This window comes from Microbacterium sp. LWH12-1.2 (genome assembly GCF_040675825.1).
GTDB lineage: Bacteria > Actinomycetota > Actinomycetes > Actinomycetales > Microbacteriaceae > Microbacterium.
Map to the genome: position 1 here is coordinate 70,089 of NZ_JBEGIJ010000001.1, position 25,681 is coordinate 95,769.

Here is a 25,681-nt window from a genome sequence, read left to right on the forward strand (position 1 = left end):
AGCGAAGTTGCGCTCGACACGGCGCGTACTGGTCGATTCGAGATCGTGCGGAGCTGACGAATGACGCGTTGGGGCGCTACCTTCGCGGGAGCCCTGGACCTTCGTGGGCACGAGCTAGCCGAAGAAGGCTTCGAGTTGATCGTTTGTCCAAGTACTCCCGCCGAACCCCGGTTCCTCTGGGGCGCTGGGGCCGACATGTTGCGCCTGTTGGCGGAACAGACGATCGACGATTCACAGCTGACGGCTGATTCGGCCGCTGTGATTCACGAGCTTGAGAAAATGAATCTCGCGGCCCCGACTCATAGTGCCGAAGGGGCGACCACGACGATCAGCCGACCGTGGCTCTTGTCTGTCCATCATGAACTGGTCTACGCCCTGATCGCCAAGGTTGCATCGCAACTTGAGATCGAGGTGCTGTTCATCAAGGGGCCCGCTCTTCACGTGCAGGGGCTGAGAGTTCGCGAGCACTCAGGGGACGTCGATTGTTGGGTGCGACCGGGTGACGATCTTCTCCTCGCCGAAGCCATGAGGGCCTGGGGGTGGACTCCGATGTACTCGCCGCTCACGGGGACTGGCGTGGCACATTCACTGACTCTCAATCCGGGCGGCTGGGGTTGTGCAATCGACGTGCATACGCGCTTTCCAGGCATGACGATCGAACCAATGCGAGCGTTTGATCGCGTGAGGTTGTCTGCAGAGAAGTGGACGTTCGCCAGTCGAGAAGTCGACCTTCCATCGACGGCGGTTCATGCCGTCATCGCCGCACTTCATGACGTTCGGCCGATCGCAGGTCGCCCACCGAGTGCGGTCCAGCGAGCGGGTGCTCAGCATGCGCTCGCGGCCGCTGGAGATGACGTCGTCCGCGCCGTGGAGCAACTCGGCGCGACGTACGTACTCCGCGACCTGCTTCAAGTTACGCACCCATCTGTCGAAATTCCCCCAGGTGAGCAGCCGCGAGACTGGGCGTGGCGCACCACGGCATCGGGAGCACGCCGGTATGCCAAGGCCTGGATGCTCGTGCCCTGGAAACAGAAGCCCCGCGTTCTGCTGCGCCTCGTGTGGCCCCAGCCGGGGATGGCGGGAGCTCGAGAACACCCGACGCGACCAGGCGCTGCTTCGGTGGCAGCACGTGTGCGCCGCCTGAGTGCAGCGCTGGTGAGGTTCATTCGGGGTTTGTAGCGGCTCATACTGTCGTGTGCATGCGAGGCCAGATGTGCAAATAACATGAGTGCAGCATGACGCCCAGAGCCCTCGATATATGAGCTTCGTGCGGAAGGGCTGATCTCGCCCGCCGTCCGAGCTTTGGGGCAACGCGGTGCAGGTAGACGACTGGTCTCGCTCGCGCGTCTGGCGCTGCTGGATTGCTGCGTTGTGCGAATCGGGTAGCCTCGGGGGAGTTTCAGCGACATGGATGGAGGTCTGATGCAAAGCGATCGCCCCGCGACCCGATTGGGTGCCGTGGCGTTGGCAGTTCTCGTCTGCGCCGGCTCGCTGAAGTCGCACCCACTCCTCGCCTGGATGCCTGTGGATCTAACACTGCTCGCCGCAGTCGTTGTCCTCGTCATGGGAGTAAGCGCGATCCTCCACCGCAACTTCATCCCGTTGGCGTTCTGGGTGCCGCTCGCGTTCGTCGTGACGACCGTGTTGGGTCTGGTTGAGTACGCGTCAGCCTATGGGAACGAGAAGGCGCTCCATTTCTACACGCTCACGCTGTTAGGGATGCTCGCCGCCGCACTCGTGCTGCGAGATGAACGGCAGCGGTCAGCGTTCCTTACGACGCTCGCGGTGATCGCCGTGATTGTTACGGTGCTCGTCACCATTGCGCCTGAGCGGCCGGCCGCGTGGAGCACCGTCGTCACGTTGCCCGGCACTAACACCATCGCGACGTCCCGCCTGATCCTCGCTGGTGTGATTGTTGTCGTCCTCCGCGCAATGATCGGAGATCGCAAACCCATCGCGCGGATTCTGCTCATCATGCTCGCTGGATTCATGATCCTCACCGCCCTGAACACCGGCGCGCGAGGACCAATCATCGCTGCAGCCGTGGGCGTCATCGTCGCGCTGCTCGTCACGCCTGCATTCGGGCGCAGGCGTCTCCGATCCATCATTCTCACCCTCGGGGTTGTCGGCGCTGGAGGCTACTTCGCCTCGCAGACGCAGAACGGCGGCCTCGACCGCATCATGACGTTCATCGAGGGCGGTACCGACACGTCAGCCGGCGCACGCACCACCTTCTGGGACGTGGCCCTGCAGCACATACCTCAAGTGCCATTCGGGGGTGGCTGGGGGTACTTCGGCCGCATCGTCAAATACGGAGGCGACAAAGACGCCACGACCGTGTATCCACACAACAGCGTCATCGAGATCACCCTCGAGGCAGGGTGGGCAGCGGGCGCCGCGTTTGTCTTCCTCGCTATCGTCGCTTTCATCCGGTATGTGCGCGCGTCGGACGCCGCTCAACCCGCCGCATTCTTCGTCTTGTTCGTCTTTGCCTTCGCGAACTCCCTCGTCTCCGGCGACGTGAACGACAACCGCCTGATGTGGGTGCTTCTCATCTTCCCGTTCCTGCTGCACAAGCCCGAAACGACGGATTCGCCCCGACTTCCAGCGGGTGACGAGAAGCAGAGTGTGGGCATCTTGCTCACCCAGGGAACCCGCTGATCGCTCAAGCACCCATGCTTCTCTTGGGGATTCGAGGCAATGATTCCTGTTGCCAGGATTGTGACGAGTTCTGCTGCGCCTTGTGTGGCTCAGCCCGGTAGGTCGGGCGTTCGAGAACACGCACAGCGCTGTTGAGGTTCATTCGGGTTTGTGGCGGGTTGATTTCGTTGGCGGGCGCGACCCAGGAGTACACCGGCACGGCGCCGATCCATCCGGTGAAGGAGATGCGATCCCACTCCCGGCCTTCGACATCGTCGACCGCCCCAGCGGCACCTCCGCTAGCCTGAGGCCGAACGACGAGATCCTGTCATCGCGATCAGAGGAGCCCCGGCGTGTCTGATACTGAATCCCGCACACCTCACGGCTTCTCCCGCCGCACAGCACTCCAGGCGGCCGTGTGGTCAGTTCCGGTCATCGCCGCCGTGGTCTCTACCCCGCTCGCCGCCGCGAGTCCGTTTGTCGATTTTCAGATCTCTGCCAGGTCTGCCAGTGAAGCGCTGACGGCCGTCAGTCCGGACGGGCTGCGAGGGTACAACTTGGCATTGCCGACCGTGTTCGATCTATACTCCCCAGCTGGGAACATGTTCGGTGTGGTGCGCGTGAGTTTCGACAACCGTCTTCTCGGCGGCGCGACGATGGAGATCGCTGAGGTCTTTCCAGCGTTGCTGTATGCGGTCACCACCGGCAACGTCACTGTTATGACCTTCGATGGCGAGGGGATGTACCTGAACCAGGTGATGACACTCGTGTTCGGCACTCTGAATCGTGGACTCTGGTTCACGGATGTCATGCCGTTCACGGTGGAGGTCATGGAGGGCTGGGCTCTGACCGATCCCGACCGCTCGAACAACTTCGTCGTGAGCGTCGCCGAATACATTGACATGCCGCCAGCGGGAACTCCTTGAGCTGGCTGGAGATCACGCGACTCCGTTGAGGACGACCGCGTTGTGTTACTCCTGCCCGACGTCCGCCGACAGGGGCAACACCTAGGATGGTTTTCATGCGTATTGCCGTCGTGGCCCTCGGAAAGATCGGCCTGCCCCTTGCCGTCCAGTTCGCTGATTCCGGTCATGAGGTGATCGGCGTCGACGTCAACCAGAAGGCAGTCGACACCATCAATCAGGGGATTGAACCGTTCCCCGGCGAAGCGCACCTGCAGGAGAAGTTGTCCGAGCTTGTTCCCGCAGGACGGCTGCGTGCGACCACCAACTACGCCGAGGCGATTCCTGGTGCGGATGCCGTCGTGCTCGTGGTTCCGCTCTTCGTCAATGACGAGACCTGGGAGCCGGACTTCGCATGGATGGACGCCGCAACCACGTCTCTCGCGGAGCATCTCACGCCGGGGACCCTGGTGTCGTACGAGACAACGCTTCCCGTCGGCACGACCCGCGACCGCTGGAAGCCGATGCTCGAAGAGGGGTCCAAGCTGAAGGAGGGCAGCGACTTCCACCTGGTGTTCTCTCCGGAGCGGGTGCTCACCGGACGAGTGTTCGCCGATCTGCGCAAGTATCCGAAGCTCGTCGGTGGGCTCTCGGAGGAGGGCGCTCGCCGCGCGCGGGAATTCTACGAGGCCGTGCTGCAGTTCGATGAGCGTCCCGACCTCGTCCGCCCGAACGGTGTCTGGGATCTCGGCTCGGCCGAGGCCGCCGAGATGGCGAAGCTTGCCGAGACGACGTATCGCGATGTGAACATCGGCCTCGCGAACCAGTTCGCCCTGTTCGCGGCCGACAACGGAGTTGACGTCTATCAGGTGATCGAGGCCTGCAACTCTCAGCCCTACAGTCATATCCACCGTCCGGGCATCGCCGTCGGTGGACACTGCATTCCGGTCTATCCGCGTCTGTACCTGTCGACGGACAAGGATGCCGACATCGTCCGTACGGCTCGCCTCCTCAATGCATCCATGCCGGAGCGACTCGTCGCCCAGGCGGAGGGGGTGCTGGGGTCGTTGGAGGGACTGCGGGCTGTGGTCCTTGGCGCCGCGTACCGCGGAGGCGTCAAGGAGACGGCGTTTTCCGGCGTCTTCCCAACGGTTGATGCGCTCAAGTCGCGCGGCGCCCAGGTGGTCGTTCACGATCCGTTGTACGACGATGAGGAGCTCCGGCGACTCGGATTCGATCCCTACGAGCTCGGCACGGAAGTTGATGTCGCGGTCCTGCAGACCGATCACGCTGACTACCGTCAAATCGGCCCGGCACAGCTTCCGGGCGTGAAACTCCTCGTCGACGGCCGAGCAGCCACGGATGCGGCACTGTGGGTGGGCACTCCGCGCATCGTCATCGGCACTCCGGGGGTTCTTGCGTGAGTCTTGCAGATGTGCGGATCGTCGATTCCGCTGATGTCTCGCCGGAGGCGAAGATCGGCGCCGGAAGTTCGATTTGGCACCTCGCGCAGGTTCGCGAAGGTGCCCAGATCGGCGAGAACTGCATCGTCGGGCGCGGCGCATACGTGGGCACCGGCGTCATCATGGGCGATAACTGCAAGGTCCAGAACTATGCGCTCGTGTACGAGCCGGCAAAGCTCGCAGACGGTGTGTTCATCGGGCCGGCTGTCGTGCTGACGAACGACACCTATCCGCGCGCGATCAATGCTGACGGTTCGCTGAAGAGCGCTCACGACTGGGAGCCGGTCGGCGTGACCATCGAACGCGGCGCTTCGATCGGGGCGCGGGCGACGTGCGTCGCACCCGTCACGGTCGGCGCGTGGGCGACAGTGGCGGCCGGAGCCGTCGTGGTAAAGGACGTGCCCGCGTACGCGCTGGTCGTCGGTGTGCCGGCGCGGCGCATCGGATGGGTCGGCGAGGCCGGCGTGCCACTCACTGCGGGTGAGCGTGAAGGATCGTGGGTGTGTCCGGTGTCGGGTGCACGTTACGTGGAGACCAACGGAACATTGACCAAGGAGATCGTGTGAGCGAGTTCATTCCCCCGGCGAAGCCCATCATCGGTGATGAGGAGCGTGAAGCGGTTGATCGGGTGATGCGCAGCGGCATGATCGCGCAAGGCCCTGAGGTTGCGGCCTTCGAAGAGGAGTTCTCGGCGCATTTCGTTCCTGGGCGTCCTTCTGTCGCGGTGAACTCGGGTACCGCGGGCCTTCACCTCGGTCTACTTGCGGCTGGGGTCGGTGCGGGGGATGAGGTCATCGTCCCGTCGTTCACGTTCGCCGCGACGGGCAACTCAGTCGCCCTGACCGGAGGAACCCCGGTGTTCGTCGACATCGAACCGGACACGTTCTCTCTCGACCCTGCGGCGGTGGCGGCGGCGATCACGCCGAGGACAAAGGGCATTCTCCCGGTGCATCTGTATGGCCACCCGGCTCGGATGCGGGAACTGGAAGCGCTGGCCGCCGAGCGTGGCGTCGCCCTGTATGAGGACGCGGCGCAGGCGCATGGGGCGTCGTTGGACGGCCGCCCGGTGGGCTCGTTTGGTGAGTTCGCCATGTTCAGCCTGTATCCGACGAAGAACATGACCAGCGGCGAGGGCGGCATGGTCACCACGGCGACGGCCGAGATCGCGCGTCAGGTGAAGTTGCTGCGCAACCAGGGCATGGAGCGGCAGTACGAGAACGAGGTCATCGGGTTCAACGCCAGAATGACCGACATCCACGCCGCGATCGGCCGGGTGCAGTTGACGAAGGTCGACGCGTGGACGAAGACCCGTCAGGACAACGCGGCATTCCTGGACGCGAACCTGCGCGGCGTCGTCGTGCCGCCGGTCGCCGCCGGCGCGGTGCACGTCTACCACCAGTACACGATTCGAGTGCCGGAGGACCGTGATGGGTTCGTTGCGGCGCTCAAGAATGAGCACCAGGTCGGCGCGGGCGTGTACTACCCGATCCCGAACCACCGGCTGCCGTCGCTCGCGCATTTCGCGCCGGGGCTGGATCTGCCCGAGACGGAACGCGCCGCCCGCGAGGTTGTCTCGTTGCCGGTGCATCCCTCGTTGAGCCAGGGTGATCTGGAGCGCATCGTGACCGCTGTGAACGCGGTCGCCGGGGCGGGTGCCTGATGGTCAATCTGCGTGCCGGTCTCCTCGGTGTCGGCATGATGGGACGCCACCACGCCCGCGTGCTGCGTGAGGTCGAGGGTGTCGATCTCGTCGCGATCGCAGATCCGGGCGGAGACCCGCACGGCGTCGCGGGAGATCTGCCAGTCCTCGCCGACATCGACGCGCTCATCAACGTCGGCATCGACATCGCGGTCGTCGCCGTCCCGACACGGTTCCACGAAGACGCTGCCTTGAAGCTCGCCGCTGCCGGTGTGCACACGCTCGTCGAGAAGCCGATCGCGGACAGCATCGAAGCGGGCCAACGCATGGTCGACGCGTTTGCCGCAGCGGGCTTGGTTGGCGCCGTTGGGCATATCGAGCGCTTCAACCCGGCGCTGCAGGAGATGCGTCGCCGGATCGAAGCAGACGAACTGGGAGCCGTATATCAGGTCGTCACCCGCCGGCAAGGTCCATTCCCATCGCGGATCGCAGACGTCGGGGTTGCGAAGGATCTCGCATCGCACGATGTCGACCTCACGGCGTGGGTGGTGCAGTCCGATTACGAGATCGTGTTCGCGCAGACCGCGTTCAAGAGCGGCCGGGAGCATGAAGACATGATCACGATCACCGGGCGGACAGCATCCGGCGTGATCGTGAACAACATCGTGAACTGGCTCAGCCCCATGAAGGAGCGCCTCACGGTCGTCACCGGGGAGAAGGGCGCCTTTGTCGCCGACACGTCCACCGGAGACCTCACCTTCTACGCGAACGGGACCATCCCGCTGGAATGGGAATCTGTTTCGAGCTTCCGGGGTGTGTCAGAGGGCGACGTCACCCGCTATGCCTTCGCGAAACGCGAGCCGCTGAAAGCCGAGCACGAAGCATTCCGGGACGCAGTCCTCGGCAAGCAGACCGACCTCGTCACCATGGAACAGGGGCAGCGGACGCTGGTCGTGGTCGAGGCCGCCCTCGATTCCGCCCGCGCCGGCACCGCCCAGACGCTGCGTCCGTTGGCGTAGAGCCTGCAGAGGTCAGCTCAACCCAGCCCGGAGCACCCGGGCCACTTCGTCGAGTGCAGGCGCGAGCTGCGACGCTGACAGATCGTACGTCTTCTGCGACCGGCGGTACGGGTCGATCACGTCGTCATCCTCGGGGCTCCCCGTGGGGGTCATCCCTCGCTGAGCGCCGACCGCGTTGACGACAGCGCGCAGCCGCTCGCGAGGTGAGTCGCCGGCCGCGTTCGCCGCTGCTCTGGCGTCATCGGACGAGAGCGTGGAAGCCAACCGGGCGAACTCGCGGATGGTGAACACACGTCGCAAGACGTTGGGCATCAGCTGAACCGTGTGCGTGCGGTGCTCCCTCGCCATCGCGAGAACCAGGTCGGAGTCGCGCAGCAGCGGCTCCACGAGCAAGCGGGCGCGGTGCGCCCCCGCATCCACAGGAGCCGCCCCCAGCCCCACCGCGAGCACCTGTGCGGGCTCGGTCATCTCGTGATCCACGAGGGCATGCGTGCCCGCGCTGTGCACACTTACGCCGAGGTCGCTGAGGCGGGCACGGAGAAGGGCCTCAGCCATCGGCGAGCGGCAGATGTTCCCGGTGCACACCATCAGCACCGTGGGGGCGTCAGCGGGCGCCTCAGAGGCGACAGGACGCGGCGTCGGCGCGGGAGGAGGCGTCATCGCGGGTACGCCGGTGATCAGTGAGTCCTGCGGAGCCGGCGCGCTGAGCGCGTCGAGAAGCTCTCGGCGCTGACGGCGGCTCAGGCCGATGTGGGGATTCTGAGAACCGGATTCACTCATTCCTCCAGCGTAGGGCGAGTCCCTTGTGAAGACGGGGAATCAGCCTGGCGGCGCAGCATCCGATCACCGCACCCAGAGTGTTCGCGACGACATCGGAGATCGTCGGGAACCGGGTCGGGAGCATGAACTGCACGAGCTCGATCACGCAGCTCACCGAGAATCCGGCCACAGTGATCCACCACAGCGGAACCGTCCGCCAGGCGAGCGCGCTCAGGAGGCCGAACGGGATGAACAGTGCGACGTTCGCGATGAACTCCAGCGCCGGGTAGCCGAGAGCGAACGGAACACCCAGCGGTTCGAGCCACGCAGCGAGCGTCGCGACGATTCCGGTCACCTTCGCCGCGTCGCCTTCGGGGAGCCACGTGATCAGCAGCAGTGCGATCAGGTAGGGGACGAGCAGGACGCGGGCGAGCGTGCCGTCCCTGAGCACGGGGAGCTTCGACGGGCTCAGCGGCCCAGGGTGGTGAGTGCCACCCGTCATGAGACTCCCACGAAAGCGCGGATCGCGTCGGCAAAGCGCTCTTCGCGGAATCGTGCGGTCGCCGACGCGGCGTCGAAGCGCGGCAGTCCCAGAGCAGTCTCGATGGCCACCGCCAGGTCGGCGACGTCGGTCGAGGCGGCGATCACGCCGCTGACACCCGGCTCGATCGCCTCGATCTGGCCCCCGACGGGACCGGCGACGACGGGGGTCCCCGCAGCCTGCGCCTCTACGAGCACTATGCCGAAATCCTCGACGGGCGGGAAGACGAACGCACCGGCCTGCTGCATCAGTGCGTAGAGCATCGCATCCGACGGCGACACGACGATGCGAACCGGCACTCGTGCCTCGGCGGCCACCGCGCGAAGGTGTGCCTCCTCCGGCCCGCGGCCGGCGATCACCGCGGGGAGACCGGCTCTCTCGGCCGCTCTGATGACCAGATCAAGGCGCTTGTACGGGATGAAGCGCGAAGCGCCGAGGACGAAGGGCGTGGGGAGGTCGTCGAGCACTCGCCGCTCGTCGCCGGTCACGATATTTCGCCAGTCGGCCTGGGCACGAATGCGGTCGACGGCGACGGGTGGATGGATGACGACGGCATCCCGCTCCCAGGCCTGCGCGATCCGAGCCTGCACGAAGGCGCTGTTCGCGGCGATCGCCGTCGCCTCCTGCGCGCGTCTGCGGTCGAGACGTCGGAACAGCGGGGCCACGGCCTTCACGATCTTCTTCTCGCCGCGCTCGTCCAGCTCGGGGTTCCAGATGTATCGAGCCGGCGTGTGCGCGTAGACGAATTTGGGAACGTCGCGACCGACCATGCGCGCGTGGTGGGCGAATAGGTGCGAACTGATCAGCATCCAGTCGTAGTCCTCCCGAGAGGGAAGCCGCCGCCAGACGCCTGTCGTGACCGGCAGTGCGAGGGCCTTGTGCCGCCGCAACGGCGTGCGGGCCAGCCATGTCTCGAACACGCGACGGTCGGCGAACCGCTGGGGCGCGTCATCCCACAGGCACTGGATGTCGGCGTCCGGGAACGCCCGCGCCATCGCCTCGAGGACCTGCTCCGCTCCACCGGATGCTTCGATCCACTCGTGGACGAGAAGGCCTGTCACTACGGTCGGCCCATGCCGTAGTACGTCCATCCGGCGGCGCGCCAGGCGGCAGCGTCGAGGCAGTTGCGGCCATCGACGATCACCTGACCGCGCGTCAGCGACGCGGCGTGCTGCGGAGACATCTGGCGCCGGTACTCGTCCCACTCGGTGACGACGAGCACTGCATCCGCTCCGCGCAGCGTCTCATCGCGATCGGCCTCGTAGGAGAGCTGCGGATGCAGTCGCCGGGCGTTCGCGATCGCCTGCGGGTCGGTGATGACGACGTTGGCCCCGAGGCCGTTCAGCCGCACGGCGGCATCCAGCGCGGGGGAGTCGCGCACGTCATCGCTGTACGGCTTGAACGCGGCTCCGAGCACGGCGACCTTCTTGCCGAAGACGAGGCCGCCCAGGGCCTCCACGACCAGTTCCACGGCGCGGTCACGGCGGCGCATGTTGATGGCATCGACCTCGCGAAGGAAGGCGACCGACTCGCGGCGTCCCAGTTCCTCTGCCCGTGCCGCGAACGCGCGGATGTCTTTGGGCAGGCATCCGCCGCCGAAGCCGATTCCGGCGCCCAGGAACCGCTTGCCGATGCGGTCGTCGTGTCCGAGAGCCTCGGCCAGCTGCGTCACGTCGGCGCCGGTGACCTCGGCAATCTCGGCCATCGCGTTGATGAACGAGATCTTCGTCGCCAGGAAGGCGTTCGCTGCGACCTTGACGAGCTCGGCCGTCGCGTAGTCCGTCACGAGGAACGGCGTGCCCTTCGCGACCGCCGGGTGGAAGACCTCCCGGAGCACTTGAGCTGCCCGTTCGCCAGCGGGGGTCGCCGGAACACCGACGACCAGCCGGTCGGGATCGATGGTGTCCTGCACGGCCCAGCCTTCGCGGAGGAATTCCGGGTTCCAGACCAGCGTCGCACCGGTCGCCTCCACCCGCGGTGCCAATTCGGCGGCGGTGCCGACCGGGACGGTGGACTTGCCGGCGACGACGTCGCCCTCGCGCAGATAGGGCAGGAGCGCATCGAAGGCGGCGTTGACGTGGCTGAGGTCGGCGGCGTGCCCGCCCTGCTGCTGCGGTGTCCCGACGCCGATGAAATGCACGGCGGCACCCTCGGCGGCAGCGATGTCAGAGGTGAACGTCAGGCGGCCAGATGCGATGCCCTCGGTGAGGATGTCCTGCAACCCCGGTTCGAAGAACGGCGCCTCACCCCGCGTGAGCGCGTCGATCTTGCGGGGGTCGATGTCGACTCCCACCACGTCATGACCGATCGACGTCATGGCTGCAGCGTGCACAGCTCCCAGGTAGCCGCAGCCGATGACCGACAATCGCACGATACGTTCCTCTTTCCAAGGGGCGTCGATACCTCATCATCCACCATTTCCGCCGTGGTGATAGGTGAACAGCGAGCGAATCCCTAGGCTTGAGCTGCCCTGGAGAACAACGGAACGCCGCGGCATGATCGCCTTCACAAGTGGGGACTGGATATGAGCACCGGCAACGCGACCAGCACCATGAGCGATCGCCGTTCGGCATCCCGCTCGCCACAACGGATGCTCATCCCCGATGTGCTGCGCGGCGTCGCCATTCTCGCGATGCTCATCGCCCACGCCGGCCCGTTCGTGCCGGACATGCCGAAGGTTCTGCTGTTCATCCAGTCGACCATCAACGATGTCGCCTCGCCCCTGTTCGCGCTCGTAATGGGCATCTCGGCTCAGTTGGTCTGGAACCGCAGGGCCGGCGTCGCCCGCACCCTGGTGCAGCAGAGCTGGCGCGGAGTGCTCCTGGTCGCGCTCGGGATCTGGATGACGACGTGGGGGTCGTGGGTGATGATCGTGCTGCAGTCGCTGGGGCTGCTGCTGATCTTCGGTGTACCGCTGCTGCTCCTGGGAACGCGGACGCTGATCATCGCCGCGGCCGCGATCGCGCTTCTGAGCCAGCCGCTGCTGATGCTGGCGCGGGGTGCGACGTGGTTGTACACGCAGCCGCTCATCGTGCAGGAGCTCGCGAACGGCCTGGCGGTGGGGCGTTCATATCGACTGATCAACCTGCTGCCGTTCTTCCTGCTGGGCGCGCTGCTGCTGCGACACGGGTTCCGGCGCGACCGCCTGCTCTGGGTGATGGCCGCGGTCGCACCCGTGGCGTTCCTCGGGAGCATGGCCGTCGAGCGCTTCTTCAAGGTCGCCGTGCAGTCGGGTGACTACCTCGACACGCTGCATGACGTCGGCCTCGTGTTCGCCGCCTACGTCGTCGTCGTGCTTGTGGCGACAGCCGGCGGAGGCGCCTTCCAGCGGATGCTGGGGCCGGTGGGAGCATGGGGGCAGGTCGCTCTGAGCCTTTACGTGCTGCACGTCGGGGTGATCGCGTTGTGGGCGCGCTCCAACGGGTTCCCTCAGACGAACGAGCCCCTGGGCTGGCTGCTCATCGTTCCCGGCATGGCGCTGCTGGCCTGGGCGTGGGTGCGGTTCGTCGGCACCGGCCCGATCGAGTGGCTGCTCGGAATGATCACCGGGCGCCCCAGGAAGTGGCGGGTGCGCTAGAGACTCACGGCATCTCGGCCTGAGCGTTGACGATGCCGCGCACGAGTGCGTCGATCTCGTCTTCGCGGTGTGCGATCGGCGAAGCCACGAACCGGTAGTTGAGGCCGCCGAGCAGCACGGCCGACGGGATGCCCTCGATGCCGAGTTGCTGCTTGGCTGATCGCGCCCCGAAGTATGCGAACGGCAACGCCTGGGGGACACGCGCCTGGAGCGCGTCAGGGCGTGAGGAGGTCGCGACCCGCAGCTGAACCGAGGGGCCGATCATCTGCTGCCATTCCGGCAGCCGGCGGGCCGCCGCCTCGCACTTGCCGCACTCCGCGGAGAGGAAGACGAGGAGCACGGGCGAACCGCTGCCGAGTGCGTGCAGCGGTACGGTGATGCCCGCGGGGCTCACGAGTTCTGCGTCGGGAAGAGGATCGCCCTGCGCTGAGATGCGCACGGATGTCGAGGACGAGTCAGACGGGATAGCCGGGTCTGCGCGGTCGCGGCGGATGCGGACGAGCGCGGTCGCCAGCACTCCGACCGCCAGGAGCGCCCAGGCCAGGCAGGAGAGCAGCACCAGCCCGCGGTCGGCTGTGAAGAGTTCGACGATGAACGACGGATGCCCCGGGGCGGTGACGGCAATGGCAGCGGATGCCAGGATCAGCACGGCGTTGCGGGCGACGGTCCATCCGGTGACGCGATCATCGACAGACAGCGGCCCGAAGCATCCGCAATCCACGTCATCGCCGCGACGCAGTACGCCGACGATGAAGACGGTGAAGACGGCAAAGGTGCCCATGGCAATTGCCGCGGCCGCGGCACGGTACCAGCCGGGCGGGATGAGCAGCGCGAGGCCGAGCCCGATCTCCCACACGGGAACCGCGGCGGCGATCCATCGACGTCGGGCGAACTCGGGAACCCCGATGGCCTCCATGCTGTCGAGGGTGCGCCCGATCCGTCCGCTCTTCGTCGCACCTGACAGCAGGAGCACGAACGCGACGAACCCCGTCGAGATCATCAGAATGAACTCGACGGGGTTCGTGGGCATAACCCTCAGATTAGCGGCAGATCAAAGGTCGCAGGTCTGAACGGCGAGCGAGCCCGAGACGAGCGGGATACCCAGGTCGCCGAGGTTGACGGCCGCGGCCAGGAGGCTGCCGGTCGTCGCGCTGTTGTCGCCGTTGTTGCTGTCGCTCTGTACCTGGGTCAGCGTGAAGCTGCTCAGTGCGCCGACGTTGACGAGGGCGTCGTACACGTTGACCGAGAACGAGTTGCCGTTCGTGATCGGGTTGGTGAGCGTGATCACGTAGCCGTCAGTGGTGCTGATGACACCGGCGACGCCGGCGCCGATCACTGCCTCGAGGCCAGTGAGCGTCAGCAGTGCGTTCGGGTCGGTGAGCAGGTACTGCGTGCCCGCCGGGATGTCTCCGGTCGTGGCGGTGACGGTGAACTCACGCGTGGCGTTCGGCTGGAGGCCGATGACGCCCAGCGCGGTCTGCACGACGCCGACCAGGCCGGCTCCGACGATGCCGGTCAGCACCGAGATGTCGTAGTCGCCGCTGCACTCAGCGGTGACGGTGGCGTTGAAGGCGACGCTCGCCGAGGCGAACGGAGTCGCGGCGGCAACGGCGATGACGGGCAGCGACCATGCGGCGCCCTTGACGAGGGTACGGCGGGAAACGCCCTTGGGCGCGAAGGTGTTCTCTTCAGACATGAATATCTCCGGTGGTCATTTCCGCTGGGGAGAGCGGAAGGGCAGGGAACCGCACAAGCGGCTTCTCCGAGATTGGCCGAGTTCTGTACGTCATGGCTGAATCGTGTCGCAGAACGATCGAACGATGTCGGAAAGCGATCGAAACGGTGGACTAATCGCAACCGAGAAGGCGGTCCTGGGCCTGCGACCACCGCAGTGCCATACTGAGACCACGCTTGAGGGGGCGCTATGGGGATGAAGGCATGCACGCGCGTCGCATGACGGGGCAGCCCTCTCGGCTGCGCGACTGGTGGGCCGGTGTCTGGCGCTGGGTGCTCTTCGCCGGCGGCGTCGCTGCCGGCGGATATCTGCTTCTCGATCGCGGCATCGCCAATGGTGTGGTCACGGCGGCGGCCATCGGAGCATTCCTCATCGGTGCCGTGCTCACCGCATCCAAGCCGATGGCGATCGCACTGATGGCGACGCCGGCACTGTTCATCGTGGAGCGCATCGGAATCGGTCCGGGTGATCTGACGGTGTCGGATGCTGCACTCGCCGCGGCCTTCGGCACCGCGGTGTTCCTCGGCGACCGCGATCTCAGTCCGCCGCTGAAAGCGCTGCTCCAGCTCAACCTCATCTATCAGTTCGCAACTCTTTTCACCGTCATCGCGAATCCGTTCGCGCAGAACGTGATCGAGTGGTTCCACGCCTGGCTCCTCATCTCCGGAGCTCTCCTCAGCGGCTGGGCGATCGGTCGGGCGAGCAAAGCCCGCACGGCACTCGTCCTCATCTACGCCGTCGCGACACTCATCGCGCTCGGCACGCTCGCCAGCGCGCTGGCATTGATCGCGGCCGATGATTTCGGGGCCGTGTATCCGCAGTGGCCCTGGGCGATGCACAAGAACTTCGCGGGCGGCGCTCTCGCCTTCGCCGCATTCGTCGCGTACATCAATCCGGACTGGGCGCAGATCCCGAAACGATGGGCGCGGGCCGCACTTTTCCTCTTCCTCGCTGCCCTCGCCCTCACGCAGTCGCGACAGGCGATGATCGGCTTCCTGGTGGCGCTGCTCATCCACGTACTCCGTCAGGGAGCCGCCCGGCACTGGGTGCTGATCACCGTGATCGCCGTTCCCAGCGCCGTGCTCATCGTGCAGAGCGTCATCGAGCAGATCGATTCGCAGAACCGTTTCAATTCCGTGTACCAGCGCATCGAATGGATGCAGGAGGTCTACGCGCTCTGGAAGCACTCGCCGTTCTTCGGCCACGGCCTTCGCTACTGGTACGTGCATCCGACGGCGAACTTCCAGCCGCCGCAGGCCGAACTCGAAGTCGTCGCGTCCGCCGGTCTCGTCGGCCTCGCCGGATTCATGATCATGTGGATCGGCATCATCATCGTGCTGTGGCGCGTCGATGCCCGCTTCGGAATGCTCGCGCTGGGCTCGGTGCTCGCCCGCATCGTGCAGGCGCAGTTCGACCTGTTCTGGGTCTCGGCGCAGGTCTCGATCCCGTTCCTCATCGCCGGGATCTGCCTGGGCGCACAGGCGCTTGCGGTGAGCCGCGGCGAGGCGAAGAGCTTCTGGAACGACCGGCGACGGGCCACGGGCCGGATCGCGACGACAAGGACAGGCCGACAGGTGCCGCGGAGTACTCGGCATCCCGCACGCAACCGCGTGAAGAATGCACCGCCCGCTGACCGGGCCCGCGCGTAAGATCAGTCAAAACACTGGGGGTGGCATGCAGATCCGCGACTATTTCCTGGCGCTGAGGCGTCATGGGATTGCGATCGTCCTACTGGTGCTCGTCGGGCTCGGCGCCGGTTATGGCTGGGCCGCCATTCAGACACCGGTGTACGAAGCGTCGGCCAGCGGCTTCCTGAGGTCGAAGGCGACCGACCAGCAGGGCGTCGCGCTCGCCCCGAACGCGAGCGACAACTTCGCGAAGGCGAAGGTGCCGACCTATCGCGACATGGCGACCTGGACCAACGTCGCCGAGTTCGCCGCGAAGAAACTCGGCAGCGAAAGCTCCCCGGAGGATCTGGTGCGCCGGATCACCGTCGATAATCCGCTGAACACGGCGATCCTGAAGATCACCGCCCAGGGGACGACTCCCGAGGCCGCTCGTGACCTCGCCTCGGCGTGGGTGATGGGATTGACCGCCACGATCGATGAGTTCGAGGGCGACGGCACGCCCGGTTCGGCGCCGGTGGGCATCGTGCTGGGCGAGTCGGCATCCCTGCCGACGGCGCCGAGCTTTCCCGACACGAAGACGGCACTCCTCGTCGGCGGGGTCCTCGGGCTCGGCGCGGGGATCGCGTTCGCGCTGTTGCGCGCGCTGTCCGATCGGCGTGTGCGCCCAGGGGACGACGTCGAGCAGCGGCTCGGCGTCTCGGTGCTCGGGAGCATTCCGACGGTGGGGAAGAAAGACCCGGATCAGCGTCTCATCGATCTCTCGGACACCACCAAGAAGGGGAGCTTCGCGGTCTCCGAATCGCTGCGAACCCTGCGTACGAACCTGCAGTTCATGGACGTCGACCACCCGCCGCGCTGCATCGTCGTCACCAGCGCGATGCCGGGGGAGGGCAAATCCACCGTCGCCGCGAACCTCGCCACGATGCTCGCCGCGAACGGAGAGCACGTCGCACTCGTCGACGGCGACCTGCGGCGACCGACGGTCGCCACGACCATGGGCCTCATCCCCGGAGCAGGTCTGACCGACGTCCTCGCGGGACGAGCCGACCTCATCGAGGTGCTGCAGAGGACGCCTCGTGTTCCCGGACTGGTAGTTCTCGGGGCAGGCACGATCCCGCCCAACCCGAGCGAGCTGCTCGGGTCTGACCGGATGCGCTCGCTGCTGAACGAGCTCGCCGAGCATGCGATGGTGATTATCGATGCGCCCCCGCTGCTCCCCGTCACCGACGGTGCGATCCTCACGCATCAGGCCGACGGCGCGATCATCGTGGTGACGGTCGGCGGCACCACCTACGACCTCGTCGACAAGGCGGTCGAGGCCCTCGAGAAGGTGCGAGGGCGCGTGCTCGGGGTCGTTCTCAACCGGATGCCGCTGACCGGCAGCGGCACAGCGAACTATTCGTACGACTATCACCCGCAGGAGGCGGAGACCGTCGAGACGAAGACGGACAAGCCGGCGAAACCGCGGCGGGTTCGCACCGCTGCCCGTCCGGGCGGCGGCGTGGTACGAACCGGGCAGAAGCCTCGGCCGCGGCCCGCTCCCTCGACCGGTGCCGTGAACGCGGACTTCGACGAGGATGCCGCCCTGGAACAGCTTTTCGACGACGCGACGGTCGAGACGTCGGCGCCGAAACGACGCCCCAGCGGTTGACGTGATGTCGTCGGATGAGCGGCGCTCCCCGTTGCGCGTCGCGCTGATCTCGTCGTCGTTCGCTCCGCATGTCGGCGGGGTGGAGACGCATGTCGCCCATGTCGCGACAGCGCTGCACGATCGAGGGCACGCGGTCGAGGTCTGGACGGTCGACCGCGGCATGTGGTCGGCGCGAGCCTTCCCCGTGCCGGTGCGGTACCTGCCGACGCCGCTGCCCGCCCGGTCGCTCGACGGGCTGTTCCGCACGGTCTGGTCGGTACCGCGGGCCTGGCGCGAATGGCGCCGCACATATGCGAGGTTCCGGCCCGACGTGCTGTCGGTGCAGTGCTTCGGACCGAACGGCGTCTACGCCGCAGCCCTGCAGCGGGCGTTCACGACGCCGCTGGTGGTCAGCTCGCATGGCGAGACTCTGGGCGACGACAACGGCGTGTACGCCCGCTCGGCGCTGCTGCGACGAAGCCTGCGCGCCGCACTCGCCCAGTCATCCGCCGTCACCGCGCCGAGCACCTACGTGCTCGACGACCTGCGCGCACGCTTCGGACTCGCGGACGGGGTTGTCGTGCCGAATGGCGTCGATCTGTCGCTCGGGACCGCGGATCCGGACGCGCCGCGCCAGCGACTCCTGCTCGCGATCGGTCGACTCGGGCGGATGAAAGGCTTCGACCTCCTCATCGACGCGTTTGCGCTGGCTGCGCTCGAGGGGGTCCGGCTCGAGATCATCGGAGACGGGCCGGAGCGGGCGCGCCTGCAGCAGCAGATCGTGTCTCTCGGGCTGGTGGAGTCTGTGACGCTCGTCGGTGAGAAGGATGCGGCGGCCGTCGCGCGGCGCATCGGCGACGCAGCCGTCGTCGTGGTGCCGAGTCGTTCCGAGTCGTTCGGGATCGTCGCCCTCGAGGCGTGGCGGGGCGGTGCTGCCCTCATCATGACCTCGCGGGGTGGTGCGACCGACTTCGTCCGCGATGGCGAGGATGCTCTCCTGGTCGACCCGGAAGACACCGCGGCGCTCGCCGCGACGCTGACCTCGATGATGGCCGACGAGCCGCTGCGAAGCAGAGTCGCCGCCGCTGGAGCGCAGCGGGTCGGCGAGTACGGCTGGTCTCGCGTCGCCCTCGACTACGAGGAACTGTTCACGCGGGTGCGCTCGGATGCCGGGCCGTGAGGTACGAGGGGGCTCTGCGTCGGCGTGGCCGGCAGCTGCGCCGCTTCGCTGAGGCGCTCGCGGAGCCGCACGCCCGCGGGGACGGTGTGATCATCCCCGCGTTCTGGTGGGACGGGCATCCGAACTTCGGCGACGACCTCACGCCCTGGCTGCTGCCGCGGTACGGAATCGTGCCGTTGTACCGCGAGCCGCGCGCGGCCCGCCTGATCGGAGTCGGAAGCCTGCTGGAGTTCGTGCCGCAGGATTTCACCGGCGCGATCTGGGGATCGGGGCTCATGAACGATCAGCGGCACCTGCTGCCGGCGGCATCCGTCCTCGCGGTGCGTGGACCGCTCACCGCGGAGCGCATCGGCTTGGCCGAGGAGCCGACGTTCGGGGATCCGGGCATCCTCGTCGCCCGACACCTGCCGCGGCCGCCGTCCGACGGCAGGATCGCGGTCGTGCCGCACGGACATCACCGCCCGCATCCGCAGCTCGATCGTCGAGTGCGAGAAGCCGGGGAAGCCGCCGTGCGCGTGGTGAACGTGCATCAACGGGCGGCGGTCGCCGTGCGCGAGATCGCCGCGAGCCGCGCCGTGATTACGACATCGCTGCACGGGCTGATCACCGCGGATTCCTACGGGATCCCGGCGGTGTGGACGACGCTCGACCCGCCGCTCGGCGGCGGGGACTTCAAGTTCCGCGACTACGAGGCAGCGGTGACGCCTGGCCGCACGCGGTTCCGGCCGTTCGACGAGGCGCATTCGCTGGATGAACTCGCGGCCGAGGCGTGGGCTGCGGATGCCGCGACGGTCGCACGCATCGGCGATGGGCTGGAGCAGGCGCTCGCCGGAGCACTCGCGCTGCCGCTCGGCCAGCGCCCCTTCCCCGGTGGGCTTCTGGCGGCGCTGCGGTAGGTTCCAGTCGCACGTGGCGTCGTCCGCAGGGCCTGACACCCGCACAAACTGCGACCGGAACGGTCGAGATCGGTCGCCGACCCGCGGCTCAGCGGCGCAACGCACCTCGCAACGAGCGCACCAGAGGGAGCGCGGCCACTCGATGCGCGACGCGGGATGCCGCGGCACGGAACCGAGAGGCGAGTGATCGACCGCGATCGGGCACCCGCCAATGCCAGCCGATCTCCTTCGCGTACTCGCGGAGCTCGCGGGGATAGGGGCCGTCGGAGGACAGCACGCTGGCGATGAAGGCGTCCCGGCCCTTCACGTAGGGCTCGAGGGAGAACGTCTGCGGGCAGAATTCCTGCAGGTGCCCGGCCATCTCGAGCGTCAGCATCGCGCGCATGCACTTGGGGCATGCGGAGCAGTTGCGCGTGCGTTGAGGGTCTCCGTCGGTGCACACGTCGAGATAGCGGGACTCGGGGCGTCCGATGAGCGACAGGGTCTTCTGCACCCGCGTGAGCCCGGAGTTCGCGGAACTCACGGTCACCGCCGGCGTCGACACGAGCGGAACCAGAAAGGGGTCGAAGCGGGCGATCTCGCCGGATGAGTCGATGTGGACGGCGGTGAACGAGATCGCCGAGGCGAGGTGCAGGCGACCGATCCCGGCACCCAGAAGATGGGGGACCGTCGCGTTGCGCATCGTCACGGACTGGATGAAACCGATGCGCGGATAGTGCTCGTCGAGGTTGCTGTCGACCGTGACGAAGGGGACGCCGAACTCGGCAGCCGCCCGTGCCAGCGGGGCACGGCGGGCCTGCCAGAGAGCGTCGCCGTCTCTTCCGTGCCCGTGCGCGCCCACGTTGTTGTTGAGGAGGTGCGTCACCCGAAGCGAGTCGGGAACATCGTCAGGCCAGAGGTACTCGGCGAGCGTCGCGAACGAATCCACCCCGCCCGAGAACCCGGTGGCGACCCCGGCAGCCGGCCGCGACGGTGCGGCGATGGCATCCGCTGTCACCTGGATCTCATGCAGATCGGGATGGATCAGACGGAGGAGACGCTGCAGATCTCCGTTCGCGCTGTGCAGCAGAGCATCCGTCACCACCCCGCCGACATGCAGGTCGCGCCCCTCCTTCATCGCCGGCATGAGCAGCCCGATCACGACGTGGTCCGCGCGGTCGGCGATCAGGTCGGCGAAGCGCTCCTCCACCGAGAACCACAGCGCTGGCCGCCCGCTGACGTCTGCCACCGCGCGCACGCGCTCATCATCGCGTTCGATGCGTGGTGGCGACGTTTCGATCACGTCCATGCGCTCAGTATGACCCTCAGCGCACGGGTCAGCGCAAGGAGTTCCAGACCCGCGCATGCGCGGTCGCGCTGCGATCCCAGGTGTAGTCGGCGGCATGTGCCCGACCGCCGCGCACGAGGGCGCCCAGCGCCGGATCGTCCGATGTCGCATCGAGGATGCCGGTGGCGATCGACGCTGCATCCGGTTCGACGATGATCGCGTGGCCGGCGGCGACCTCGGGCAGGCTGCTCGTGTTGGCAGCCACGACGGTGACCCCGGCAGCCATCGCCTCGAGGACCGGCAGGCCGAACCCCTCGTACAGGGAGGGGACGACGACGGTCGTGGCAGCGGCGACGAGGCCGGGCATCGTCTCGTCGGGGAGCATGCCGAGCAGACGAACTCCCGGCATGCCGGCGAACAACGCCGTGCGCTGCGGATGCGGAGGGCCGGCCATCGCCAGCAACAGGTCGGGACGCTCGCGGTGCACCCGCGGCCACGCATCGGCGAGGGCTGCGAGATTCTTGCGCAGGGCCGCCCCGCCCGCGTGGAGCACGTACGGCGCTTCGAGGCCGAGGGCACGTCGAGCAGCAGCATCCAGTGGAGCCGCATCGAAGTAGCGCACGTCCACGCCGTTCGGGATCACGTGCGGATCTCGGATTCCGAGCAGATCGACGGCCTCGGATGCCGTGAACGCGGAGACGCAGATGACGGCGGCGCTTCGCCGGAGCTCCTCGGCGGCAGCGCGGACGGGTGCCGATTCGTCCGCAAACCGCCACGCGACGACGTCGTGCAGCGTCGCCACGTCGACGTGCGGTGAGGGCGGCAGCTCCAGGGCCATCCGGTGCGACACGGCGTCGCCCTGGTACAGCACTCGCCCGATCGCGCGGCGCACTGCGGCAGGTGCCGCGGCAACGCGGCCGAGCGGTAGTCGGCGGTTGCCGGGGAGGGACGACCGGAACGAGCGGAAGTCCAACTCGCGCACGTTCCACGGCGGCGGGGAGATCTCGGCGAGAGCGGCCTCGGCGCGCGAAGTGATCTCGCGCTGGTAGACCTGCGCACCCATCGGGGTGTCGGTCATGATCGTCGAGATCGAGAGACGCGATGTCATCCGCGCCTCCGGATTCTGCGTCGCACCGACTTCACGAAACGTGCGCCGCGACCGAGCAGCCGGTTGATCGCTCCGTACCGACGTTCCAAGACCGCGAGGCGTGCGGACTGCCGTGTGTGCTCATCGGCAAGCGTCCAGTACCGCGCCATGATCTCTTCGACGTGGGCGCCCCAGATCGCCGGGTTTCGGCGGACCACATCGAGGCTGTGTTCGCGCTTCCCTTCCTCGGACATCGTGGCCGTCACCTGCGCGGCGTGCCGCCGGTACTCGTAGAGCGGCTGATGCACGATGCGGGCGGTGCGGCCACTCGCCAGCAGGCGCACCCAGAACTCCCAGTCCTGGCCGAAGCGGAGACCGGTCGCGAAGCCGCCGAGCGCGACCCAGTCGCTCCGCCGGAATGCGGATGCTCCCGGGATCGTGTTGCCGAACAGGATGTCGGCGACGCCGTTCGTGGCGGGCAGGCGATCGACCTTCTCGAACGATCCGAAGAACTGCAGGTCGGTCGACACGACGCCGACCGCCGGGTCGGCGTCGAGCATCGCAGCGACCTCAGCGCAAAGGGAGGGCTGGATGCGATCGTCGCTGCCCACCGGCATGACGTAGTCGGTATCGAGAGCCGCGGCGCCGGAATCGAGAGCGACGCTCGTGCCCCGGTTCTCCGGGTGCCGCACCACCTGCACGCCCTTGTCCGACCAGCGGGCGAGAGCTTCCAAGGTGCTCGGTTTCACCGAACCGTCGTCGACGACGACGACCGGACAGTCCACGGTCTGCGCCAGCGCCGATGCGATGCACTCGTCCAGATACGCGCCATCGGTGTTGTAGACCGGGATGACGATCCCGATTGTGCCAGTCCCCATGTGTAACCCCCTCAGCCCGGGCAAAGTCTATGTCGCGCGACGCATGGTTCAGTGGTATCCGTCGATGATCGTCCACGACGGATCAAGGTGGTAGGCATCCGTACCGCGCTCGGTGCGTGCATGGAAGCGGGGCATCACGATCCGGGCGTCGGAGTGCAGCACGCCGGCGATGTATCCGCCCCAGTACGAGAACGTCGAGTTGGTGCCGATCAGCTTCCGGCTGCCGGACACCGCGAGGAAGTTGCCGACAGCGCCGCGGGGTTCGTACACGACCTCGTCGGCATGGTGGCTCAGCAGGACTCCGAGGTGCTCGCGACACCATTCGGGGTCGTCGGATACCAGCCGGATGCGCGCGGCCGGGCCGATCCGTTCCAGGGCGTCGGCGATGTAGCCGGCCTGGTCGAACGCGTAACGCGTGCGGAGGTGATCCTGCGCGTAGTAGTCGCCGCGCCGGACGTTCACGACGACGGTGTCGGAGTCGTCCACCGGGATGTGCGGCGCCAGGACGTCGGCGATGAACGCGTCGAGGGCTCGACGGCTGAACTCCTCGCCGAACTTCTGGTTCCAGAATCGCTCTCCCCACACCCGGCGATCGTGGAAGCGCACCTCGTCTCGCGCCACCGTGAGCTCACGGAGGCCGGGAAAAGCGTCGAACCACTCGTTCATCCCCGGGGCTTCGAGCACCAGCCACGGCCGCCCCGCGGCGGATGACTCGTGCGCCTGCAGCCACAGGTAGAGCCAGTTCCCGAAGCGCAGGCCGACCGGAGGCGTCATCGTCACCGTGCGGTCTCCGCGGCGGAAGCGATCGGCCACGACCGTTCCCGCACGTCGAGCGCGCCACGCGAGGTGACCCGCGATGCGGGCGGGCAGACGCCGGAGTTCGGACACGCAGTCATGATAGGCCCCGTGTGCTCATGCCGGCGTGAGGATCAGCGGCGCAGAGCCGCCTGAATGCGTTCGGCATCCTGTCCCGCACGCTCGGCCGGCAGGGGCGCCCATCGCGCCTGACGGATCGCCGCTCCGAAGCCCCACACGATGCCGAGAATCGACACGCCGAGCCGTTGGACGCGGCGCAGGAGCCCGCCCGCATCGCGGATGGCGCGGAGGTCTGCGACGATCCAGCGACGCAGGAGGGGAGAGCGGAGCCCGGCGTAGCGCGCGAGAAGCACCATGTGGTTCCGGCGCCCGTAGAGCTTGTAGCGGGTGTCGAAGCGGCGACCCTTCACGTGAGGCGCCGGGAGGTGGTCGACGACGGCGTCCGGCGCGAACACGGTACGGCCGCCCAGCCGCTTCACCCGCAGGAAGATGTCGGTGTCCTCCCGCATGGCTGTTCCTGGATAGTCGTCGCGGAAGCCGCCCAGTCGTGCGAGCATCTCGCGCCGGAACGACATGTTGGCGCCGATGCCGTGATCGACCTCGACGAGGCCGCTCGGCAGCGACGCGAATCCGGCTGTCAGGGTGCCGTCATCGCGCAGCCGGCCGATCGGCAGTTCGTACATCTCCTCGCCGGGGAGGAGATTGCGCGTGCGTCCGGCGACGGCATCAGGGCGCGGCTCGGAGGCGAAGGCATCGTCCAGTCCACGCCTCCACCCGGGGGAGATGACGACGTCGTCGTCGAGGAACGAGACCACGGTGCCCCGCGCATGCAGCAGGGCCGCGTTGCGCGAGCGCGTCATCCAACCGGCGAGCCCCGGACGGTGCAGGTACTGCGCTCCGGGGAATGCCGCGACGGCTGCGGCGCGGTCATCGACGGCAGACGCGTCCACGACGATCACTTCGACGTCGTCGCCGACGTACGCGGCGAGAGACTGGAGGCAGCGCACCATGAACGCGGAGCGCTCGTAGGTGACGATGCACACGCTGAGATCCGGGTCGGACATGCCGCTCAGCATAGTTGTAGGCTCACCGCTGGAGGGATGGAGGTGCGCGAATGCGGGACCGTGCGGTGACCGTGATCATTCCGACGAACCGGGGCGGTCGCTACCTCGAGGAGGCCGTCGCTTCCGTGCGCGCGCAGACCGCACCCGTGCGCGAGATCCTGCTGGTCGACGACGGCTCGCCCGAACCCGGTCTTTCTGAGATCGCCTCCGGACTCGGCCTGCGGTACCTGAGGCAGCCGGCATCCGGTCTGTCCGTCGCCCGCAACGCCGGGGCCGCGGCCGCGGAGGGCGAGTGGATCGCGTATCTCGACGACGACGACGTGTGGCATCCGGAGCGCATCGAGGAGCAGCTGCGCGCGCTCGTCACCATGCCGGATGCGGTGGCGGTATGCACCGGCGGGTGGTACATGGATGCTGACGGGGTGACCTTCGGCTCCGGCTGGGGCGCTCGGCAGGCGACATCAGCGCAGATGATCGCGTACGACGAACTCCCACCGCGGATCACCACGCTGCTCATTCGACGGGACTCCTTTCTCACAGAGGGCGGATGCCGAACGGCGATGGAACCGGCTGAGGACAACGACCTGATTCTGCGGCTGCTGCAGATCGGCGAGTTCGCGAATGTCGACCGACAATTGGTCGGCTATCGCCGGCACAGCGCGAATGTCACCAGCCGCGGACTTGCCGGCCGCGAGGCGAACCGACGCGTCGTGCTCGATCAGTTGCGAAATGCGCGGCTTCGCGGCGACCGCGAGCTGACAGGACTACTACGACGCCACCGCCGTGCCTTTCGCCGCTACGCTGCCGCGGAGAATCTCGGCGAGTTCATCGCCGCGACCCGTCGTCGTGACACACCGTACGCTGCACGCCTGGCTGTCTGGGGTGCGCGGCGTGCGCCGTGGACATCGATCACCGCGCTGGCGGCGCGTCTCGGCCGCCGAGAGTCCCGCACCGGGTGAT

The 25,681-nt window shown here is 67.2% G+C and carries 24 protein-coding genes; 13 read left to right on the forward strand and 11 right to left on the reverse strand.

Annotated features, from left to right (window positions below; all coding sequences use genetic code 11):
* Nucleotides 1–60 precede the first annotated feature (60 nt).
* The 7 genes from MRBLWH12_RS00320 (at nt 61) to MRBLWH12_RS00350 (ending at nt 7,663) form a co-directional block, all read left to right on the forward strand.
* Nucleotides 61–1,179, forward strand: a complete 1,119-nt coding sequence (locus MRBLWH12_RS00320; protein WP_363544799.1) for a hypothetical protein — start codon at nt 61–63, stop codon at nt 1,177–1,179.
* Nucleotides 1,180–1,458: 279 nt separating this feature from the next.
* Nucleotides 1,459–2,661, forward strand: coding sequence for an O-antigen ligase family protein (locus MRBLWH12_RS00325; protein ID WP_363551269.1), 1,203 nt, complete (start codon nt 1,459–1,461; stop codon nt 2,659–2,661).
* Nucleotides 2,662–3,083: 422 nt separating this feature from the next.
* Nucleotides 3,084–3,566, forward strand: a complete 483-nt coding sequence (locus tag MRBLWH12_RS00330; protein WP_363544802.1) for a hypothetical protein — start codon at nt 3,084–3,086, stop codon at nt 3,564–3,566.
* A gap of 95 nt (nt 3,567–3,661) precedes the next feature.
* Nucleotides 3,662–4,966: a nucleotide sugar dehydrogenase gene (locus MRBLWH12_RS00335; protein ID WP_363544805.1), complete on the forward strand. Its 1,305-nt coding sequence runs from the start codon at nt 3,662–3,664 to the stop codon at nt 4,964–4,966.
* Complete coding sequence (locus MRBLWH12_RS00340) at nt 4,963–5,571, forward strand: acyltransferase (RefSeq protein ID WP_363544807.1); 609 nt, start codon at nt 4,963–4,965, stop codon at nt 5,569–5,571. The genes MRBLWH12_RS00335 and MRBLWH12_RS00340 overlap by 4 nt, the downstream gene beginning before the upstream one ends.
* Nucleotides 5,568–6,665: a DegT/DnrJ/EryC1/StrS family aminotransferase gene (locus MRBLWH12_RS00345; RefSeq protein ID WP_363544810.1), complete on the forward strand. Its 1,098-nt coding sequence runs from the start codon at nt 5,568–5,570 to the stop codon at nt 6,663–6,665. The genes MRBLWH12_RS00340 and MRBLWH12_RS00345 overlap by 4 nt, the downstream gene beginning before the upstream one ends.
* The gene (locus MRBLWH12_RS00350; protein ID WP_363544812.1) at nt 6,665–7,663 is read left to right on the forward strand and encodes a Gfo/Idh/MocA family oxidoreductase; all 999 of its coding nucleotides are present in this window, start codon (nt 6,665–6,667) and stop codon (nt 7,661–7,663) included. Before MRBLWH12_RS00345 ends, MRBLWH12_RS00350 begins: the two co-directional genes overlap by 1 nt.
* 12 nt (nt 7,664–7,675) lie before the next feature.
* Here the strand turns inward: MRBLWH12_RS00350 and MRBLWH12_RS00355 are convergent, their stop codons facing one another.
* Genes MRBLWH12_RS00355 through MRBLWH12_RS00370 form a run of 4 tightly spaced genes read right to left on the reverse strand, consistent with a single transcriptional unit; the run spans nt 7,676 to nt 11,334 of the window.
* Entirely contained in the window at nt 7,676–8,443 is a 768-nt protein-coding gene (locus MRBLWH12_RS00355; protein ID WP_363544815.1) for a low molecular weight phosphatase family protein, read from the reverse strand.
* Nucleotides 8,436–8,924, reverse strand: coding sequence for a VanZ family protein (locus MRBLWH12_RS00360; RefSeq protein ID WP_363544818.1), 489 nt, complete (start codon nt 8,922–8,924; stop codon nt 8,436–8,438). Before MRBLWH12_RS00360 ends, MRBLWH12_RS00355 begins: the two co-directional genes overlap by 8 nt.
* Nucleotides 8,921–10,024 (reverse strand): glycosyltransferase, encoded by a 1,104-nt coding sequence (locus MRBLWH12_RS00365; protein WP_363544820.1) that lies wholly within the window; start codon nt 10,022–10,024, stop codon nt 8,921–8,923. The genes MRBLWH12_RS00360 and MRBLWH12_RS00365 overlap by 4 nt, the downstream gene beginning before the upstream one ends.
* Nucleotides 10,024–11,334, reverse strand: coding sequence for a UDP-glucose dehydrogenase family protein (locus MRBLWH12_RS00370; RefSeq protein WP_363544823.1), 1,311 nt, complete (start codon nt 11,332–11,334; stop codon nt 10,024–10,026). The genes MRBLWH12_RS00365 and MRBLWH12_RS00370 overlap by 1 nt, the downstream gene beginning before the upstream one ends.
* 153 nt (nt 11,335–11,487) lie before the next feature.
* Here MRBLWH12_RS00370 and MRBLWH12_RS00375 point away from each other — a divergent pair, with 153 nt between their 5' ends.
* Nucleotides 11,488–12,540 carry a heparan-alpha-glucosaminide N-acetyltransferase domain-containing protein gene (locus MRBLWH12_RS00375; RefSeq protein WP_363544826.1) on the forward strand — a complete coding sequence of 351 codons (1,053 nt, stop codon included), beginning with the start codon at nt 11,488–11,490 and terminating at the stop codon, nt 12,538–12,540.
* Nucleotides 12,541–12,544: 4 nt separating this feature from the next.
* Here the strand turns inward: MRBLWH12_RS00375 and MRBLWH12_RS00380 are convergent, their stop codons facing one another.
* Nucleotides 12,545–13,570 carry a MauE/DoxX family redox-associated membrane protein gene (locus tag MRBLWH12_RS00380; RefSeq protein ID WP_363544828.1) on the reverse strand — a complete coding sequence of 342 codons (1,026 nt, stop codon included), beginning with the start codon at nt 13,568–13,570 and terminating at the stop codon, nt 12,545–12,547.
* Between the two features lie 21 nt (nt 13,571–13,591).
* Complete coding sequence (locus tag MRBLWH12_RS00385; protein ID WP_363544831.1) at nt 13,592–14,236, reverse strand: hypothetical protein; 645 nt, start codon at nt 14,234–14,236, stop codon at nt 13,592–13,594.
* 242 nt (nt 14,237–14,478) lie between these two features.
* Here MRBLWH12_RS00385 and MRBLWH12_RS00390 point away from each other — a divergent pair, with 242 nt between their 5' ends.
* From MRBLWH12_RS00390 to MRBLWH12_RS00405, 4 genes are read left to right on the forward strand one after another with little or no spacing between them, the layout of a single operon-like run.
* On the forward strand, nt 14,479–15,924 hold the full coding sequence (locus tag MRBLWH12_RS00390; RefSeq protein ID WP_363544834.1) for an O-antigen ligase family protein: 1,446 nt from the start codon (nt 14,479–14,481) through the stop codon (nt 15,922–15,924).
* 25 nt (nt 15,925–15,949) lie between these two features.
* Nucleotides 15,950–17,554 carry a polysaccharide biosynthesis tyrosine autokinase gene (locus MRBLWH12_RS00395; RefSeq protein WP_363544837.1) on the forward strand — a complete coding sequence of 535 codons (1,605 nt, stop codon included), beginning with the start codon at nt 15,950–15,952 and terminating at the stop codon, nt 17,552–17,554.
* A gap of 4 nt (nt 17,555–17,558) precedes the next feature.
* Nucleotides 17,559–18,713: a glycosyltransferase family 4 protein gene (locus MRBLWH12_RS00400; protein ID WP_363544839.1), complete on the forward strand. Its 1,155-nt coding sequence runs from the start codon at nt 17,559–17,561 to the stop codon at nt 18,711–18,713.
* The gene (locus MRBLWH12_RS00405) at nt 18,710–19,609 is read left to right on the forward strand and encodes a polysaccharide pyruvyl transferase family protein (RefSeq protein ID WP_363544842.1); all 900 of its coding nucleotides are present in this window, start codon (nt 18,710–18,712) and stop codon (nt 19,607–19,609) included. The genes MRBLWH12_RS00400 and MRBLWH12_RS00405 overlap by 4 nt, the downstream gene beginning before the upstream one ends.
* A gap of 88 nt (nt 19,610–19,697) precedes the next feature.
* On the opposite strand, the gene MRBLWH12_RS00410 is transcribed toward MRBLWH12_RS00405, so the two are convergent.
* Genes MRBLWH12_RS00410 through MRBLWH12_RS00430 form a run of 5 tightly spaced genes read right to left on the reverse strand, consistent with a single transcriptional unit; the run spans nt 19,698 to nt 24,721 of the window.
* On the reverse strand, nt 19,698–20,897 hold the full coding sequence (locus tag MRBLWH12_RS00410) for a hypothetical protein (protein WP_363544844.1): 1,200 nt from the start codon (nt 20,895–20,897) through the stop codon (nt 19,698–19,700).
* A 28-nt stretch (nt 20,898–20,925) separates the two neighbouring features.
* Nucleotides 20,926–21,984, reverse strand: coding sequence for a glycosyltransferase family 4 protein (locus MRBLWH12_RS00415; protein WP_363544847.1), 1,059 nt, complete (start codon nt 21,982–21,984; stop codon nt 20,926–20,928).
* Nucleotides 21,981–22,841, reverse strand: coding sequence for a glycosyltransferase (locus tag MRBLWH12_RS00420; RefSeq protein ID WP_363544850.1), 861 nt, complete (start codon nt 22,839–22,841; stop codon nt 21,981–21,983). The genes MRBLWH12_RS00415 and MRBLWH12_RS00420 overlap by 4 nt, the downstream gene beginning before the upstream one ends.
* A 48-nt stretch (nt 22,842–22,889) precedes the next feature.
* Complete coding sequence (locus MRBLWH12_RS00425) at nt 22,890–23,729, reverse strand: alpha-1,2-fucosyltransferase (protein ID WP_363544852.1); 840 nt, start codon at nt 23,727–23,729, stop codon at nt 22,890–22,892.
* Between the two features lie 41 nt (nt 23,730–23,770).
* Nucleotides 23,771–24,721, reverse strand: a complete 951-nt coding sequence (locus tag MRBLWH12_RS00430; RefSeq protein WP_363544855.1) for a glycosyltransferase family 2 protein — start codon at nt 24,719–24,721, stop codon at nt 23,771–23,773.
* 50 nt (nt 24,722–24,771) lie between these two features.
* On the opposite strand from MRBLWH12_RS00430, the gene MRBLWH12_RS00435 reads away from it, so the two are divergent.
* A complete protein-coding gene (locus tag MRBLWH12_RS00435) occupies nt 24,772–25,680 on the forward strand; it encodes a glycosyltransferase family 2 protein (protein WP_363544857.1) in 909 nt (302 codons plus the stop codon).
* Nucleotide 25,681: the final 1 nt, after the last annotated feature.

Excerpts from the sequence above, each read along its gene's own strand:
- MRBLWH12_RS00320 (WP_363544799.1), top strand. The coding sequence starts at position 61 with ATGACGCGTTGGGGCGCTACCTTCGCGGGAGCCCTGGACCTTCGTGGG.
- MRBLWH12_RS00335 (WP_363544805.1), top strand. The coding sequence starts at position 3,662 with ATGCGTATTGCCGTCGTGGCCCTCGGAAAGATCGGCCTGCCCCTTGCC.
- MRBLWH12_RS00350 (WP_363544812.1), top strand. The coding sequence starts at position 6,665 with ATGGTCAATCTGCGTGCCGGTCTCCTCGGTGTCGGCATGATGGGACGC.
- MRBLWH12_RS00355 (WP_363544815.1), bottom strand. The coding sequence starts at position 8,443 with ATGAGTGAATCCGGTTCTCAGAATCCCCACATCGGCCTGAGCCGCCGT.
- MRBLWH12_RS00360 (WP_363544818.1), bottom strand. The coding sequence starts at position 8,924 with ATGACGGGTGGCACTCACCACCCTGGGCCGCTGAGCCCGTCGAAGCTC.
- MRBLWH12_RS00375 (WP_363544826.1), top strand. The coding sequence starts at position 11,488 with ATGAGCACCGGCAACGCGACCAGCACCATGAGCGATCGCCGTTCGGCA.
- MRBLWH12_RS00380 (WP_363544828.1), bottom strand. The coding sequence starts at position 13,570 with ATGCCCACGAACCCCGTCGAGTTCATTCTGATGATCTCGACGGGGTTC.
- MRBLWH12_RS00385 (WP_363544831.1), bottom strand. The coding sequence starts at position 14,236 with ATGTCTGAAGAGAACACCTTCGCGCCCAAGGGCGTTTCCCGCCGTACC.
- MRBLWH12_RS00390 (WP_363544834.1), top strand. The coding sequence starts at position 14,479 with ATGCACGCGCGTCGCATGACGGGGCAGCCCTCTCGGCTGCGCGACTGG.
- MRBLWH12_RS00395 (WP_363544837.1), top strand. The coding sequence starts at position 15,950 with ATGCAGATCCGCGACTATTTCCTGGCGCTGAGGCGTCATGGGATTGCG.
- MRBLWH12_RS00400 (WP_363544839.1), top strand. The coding sequence starts at position 17,559 with ATGTCGTCGGATGAGCGGCGCTCCCCGTTGCGCGTCGCGCTGATCTCG.
- MRBLWH12_RS00410 (WP_363544844.1), bottom strand. The coding sequence starts at position 20,897 with ATGGACGTGATCGAAACGTCGCCACCACGCATCGAACGCGATGATGAG.
- MRBLWH12_RS00415 (WP_363544847.1), bottom strand. The coding sequence starts at position 21,984 with ATGACATCGCGTCTCTCGATCTCGACGATCATGACCGACACCCCGATG.
- MRBLWH12_RS00420 (WP_363544850.1), bottom strand. The coding sequence starts at position 22,841 with ATGGGGACTGGCACAATCGGGATCGTCATCCCGGTCTACAACACCGAT.
- MRBLWH12_RS00430 (WP_363544855.1), bottom strand. The coding sequence starts at position 24,721 with ATGTCCGACCCGGATCTCAGCGTGTGCATCGTCACCTACGAGCGCTCC.
- MRBLWH12_RS00435 (WP_363544857.1), top strand. The coding sequence starts at position 24,772 with ATGCGGGACCGTGCGGTGACCGTGATCATTCCGACGAACCGGGGCGGT.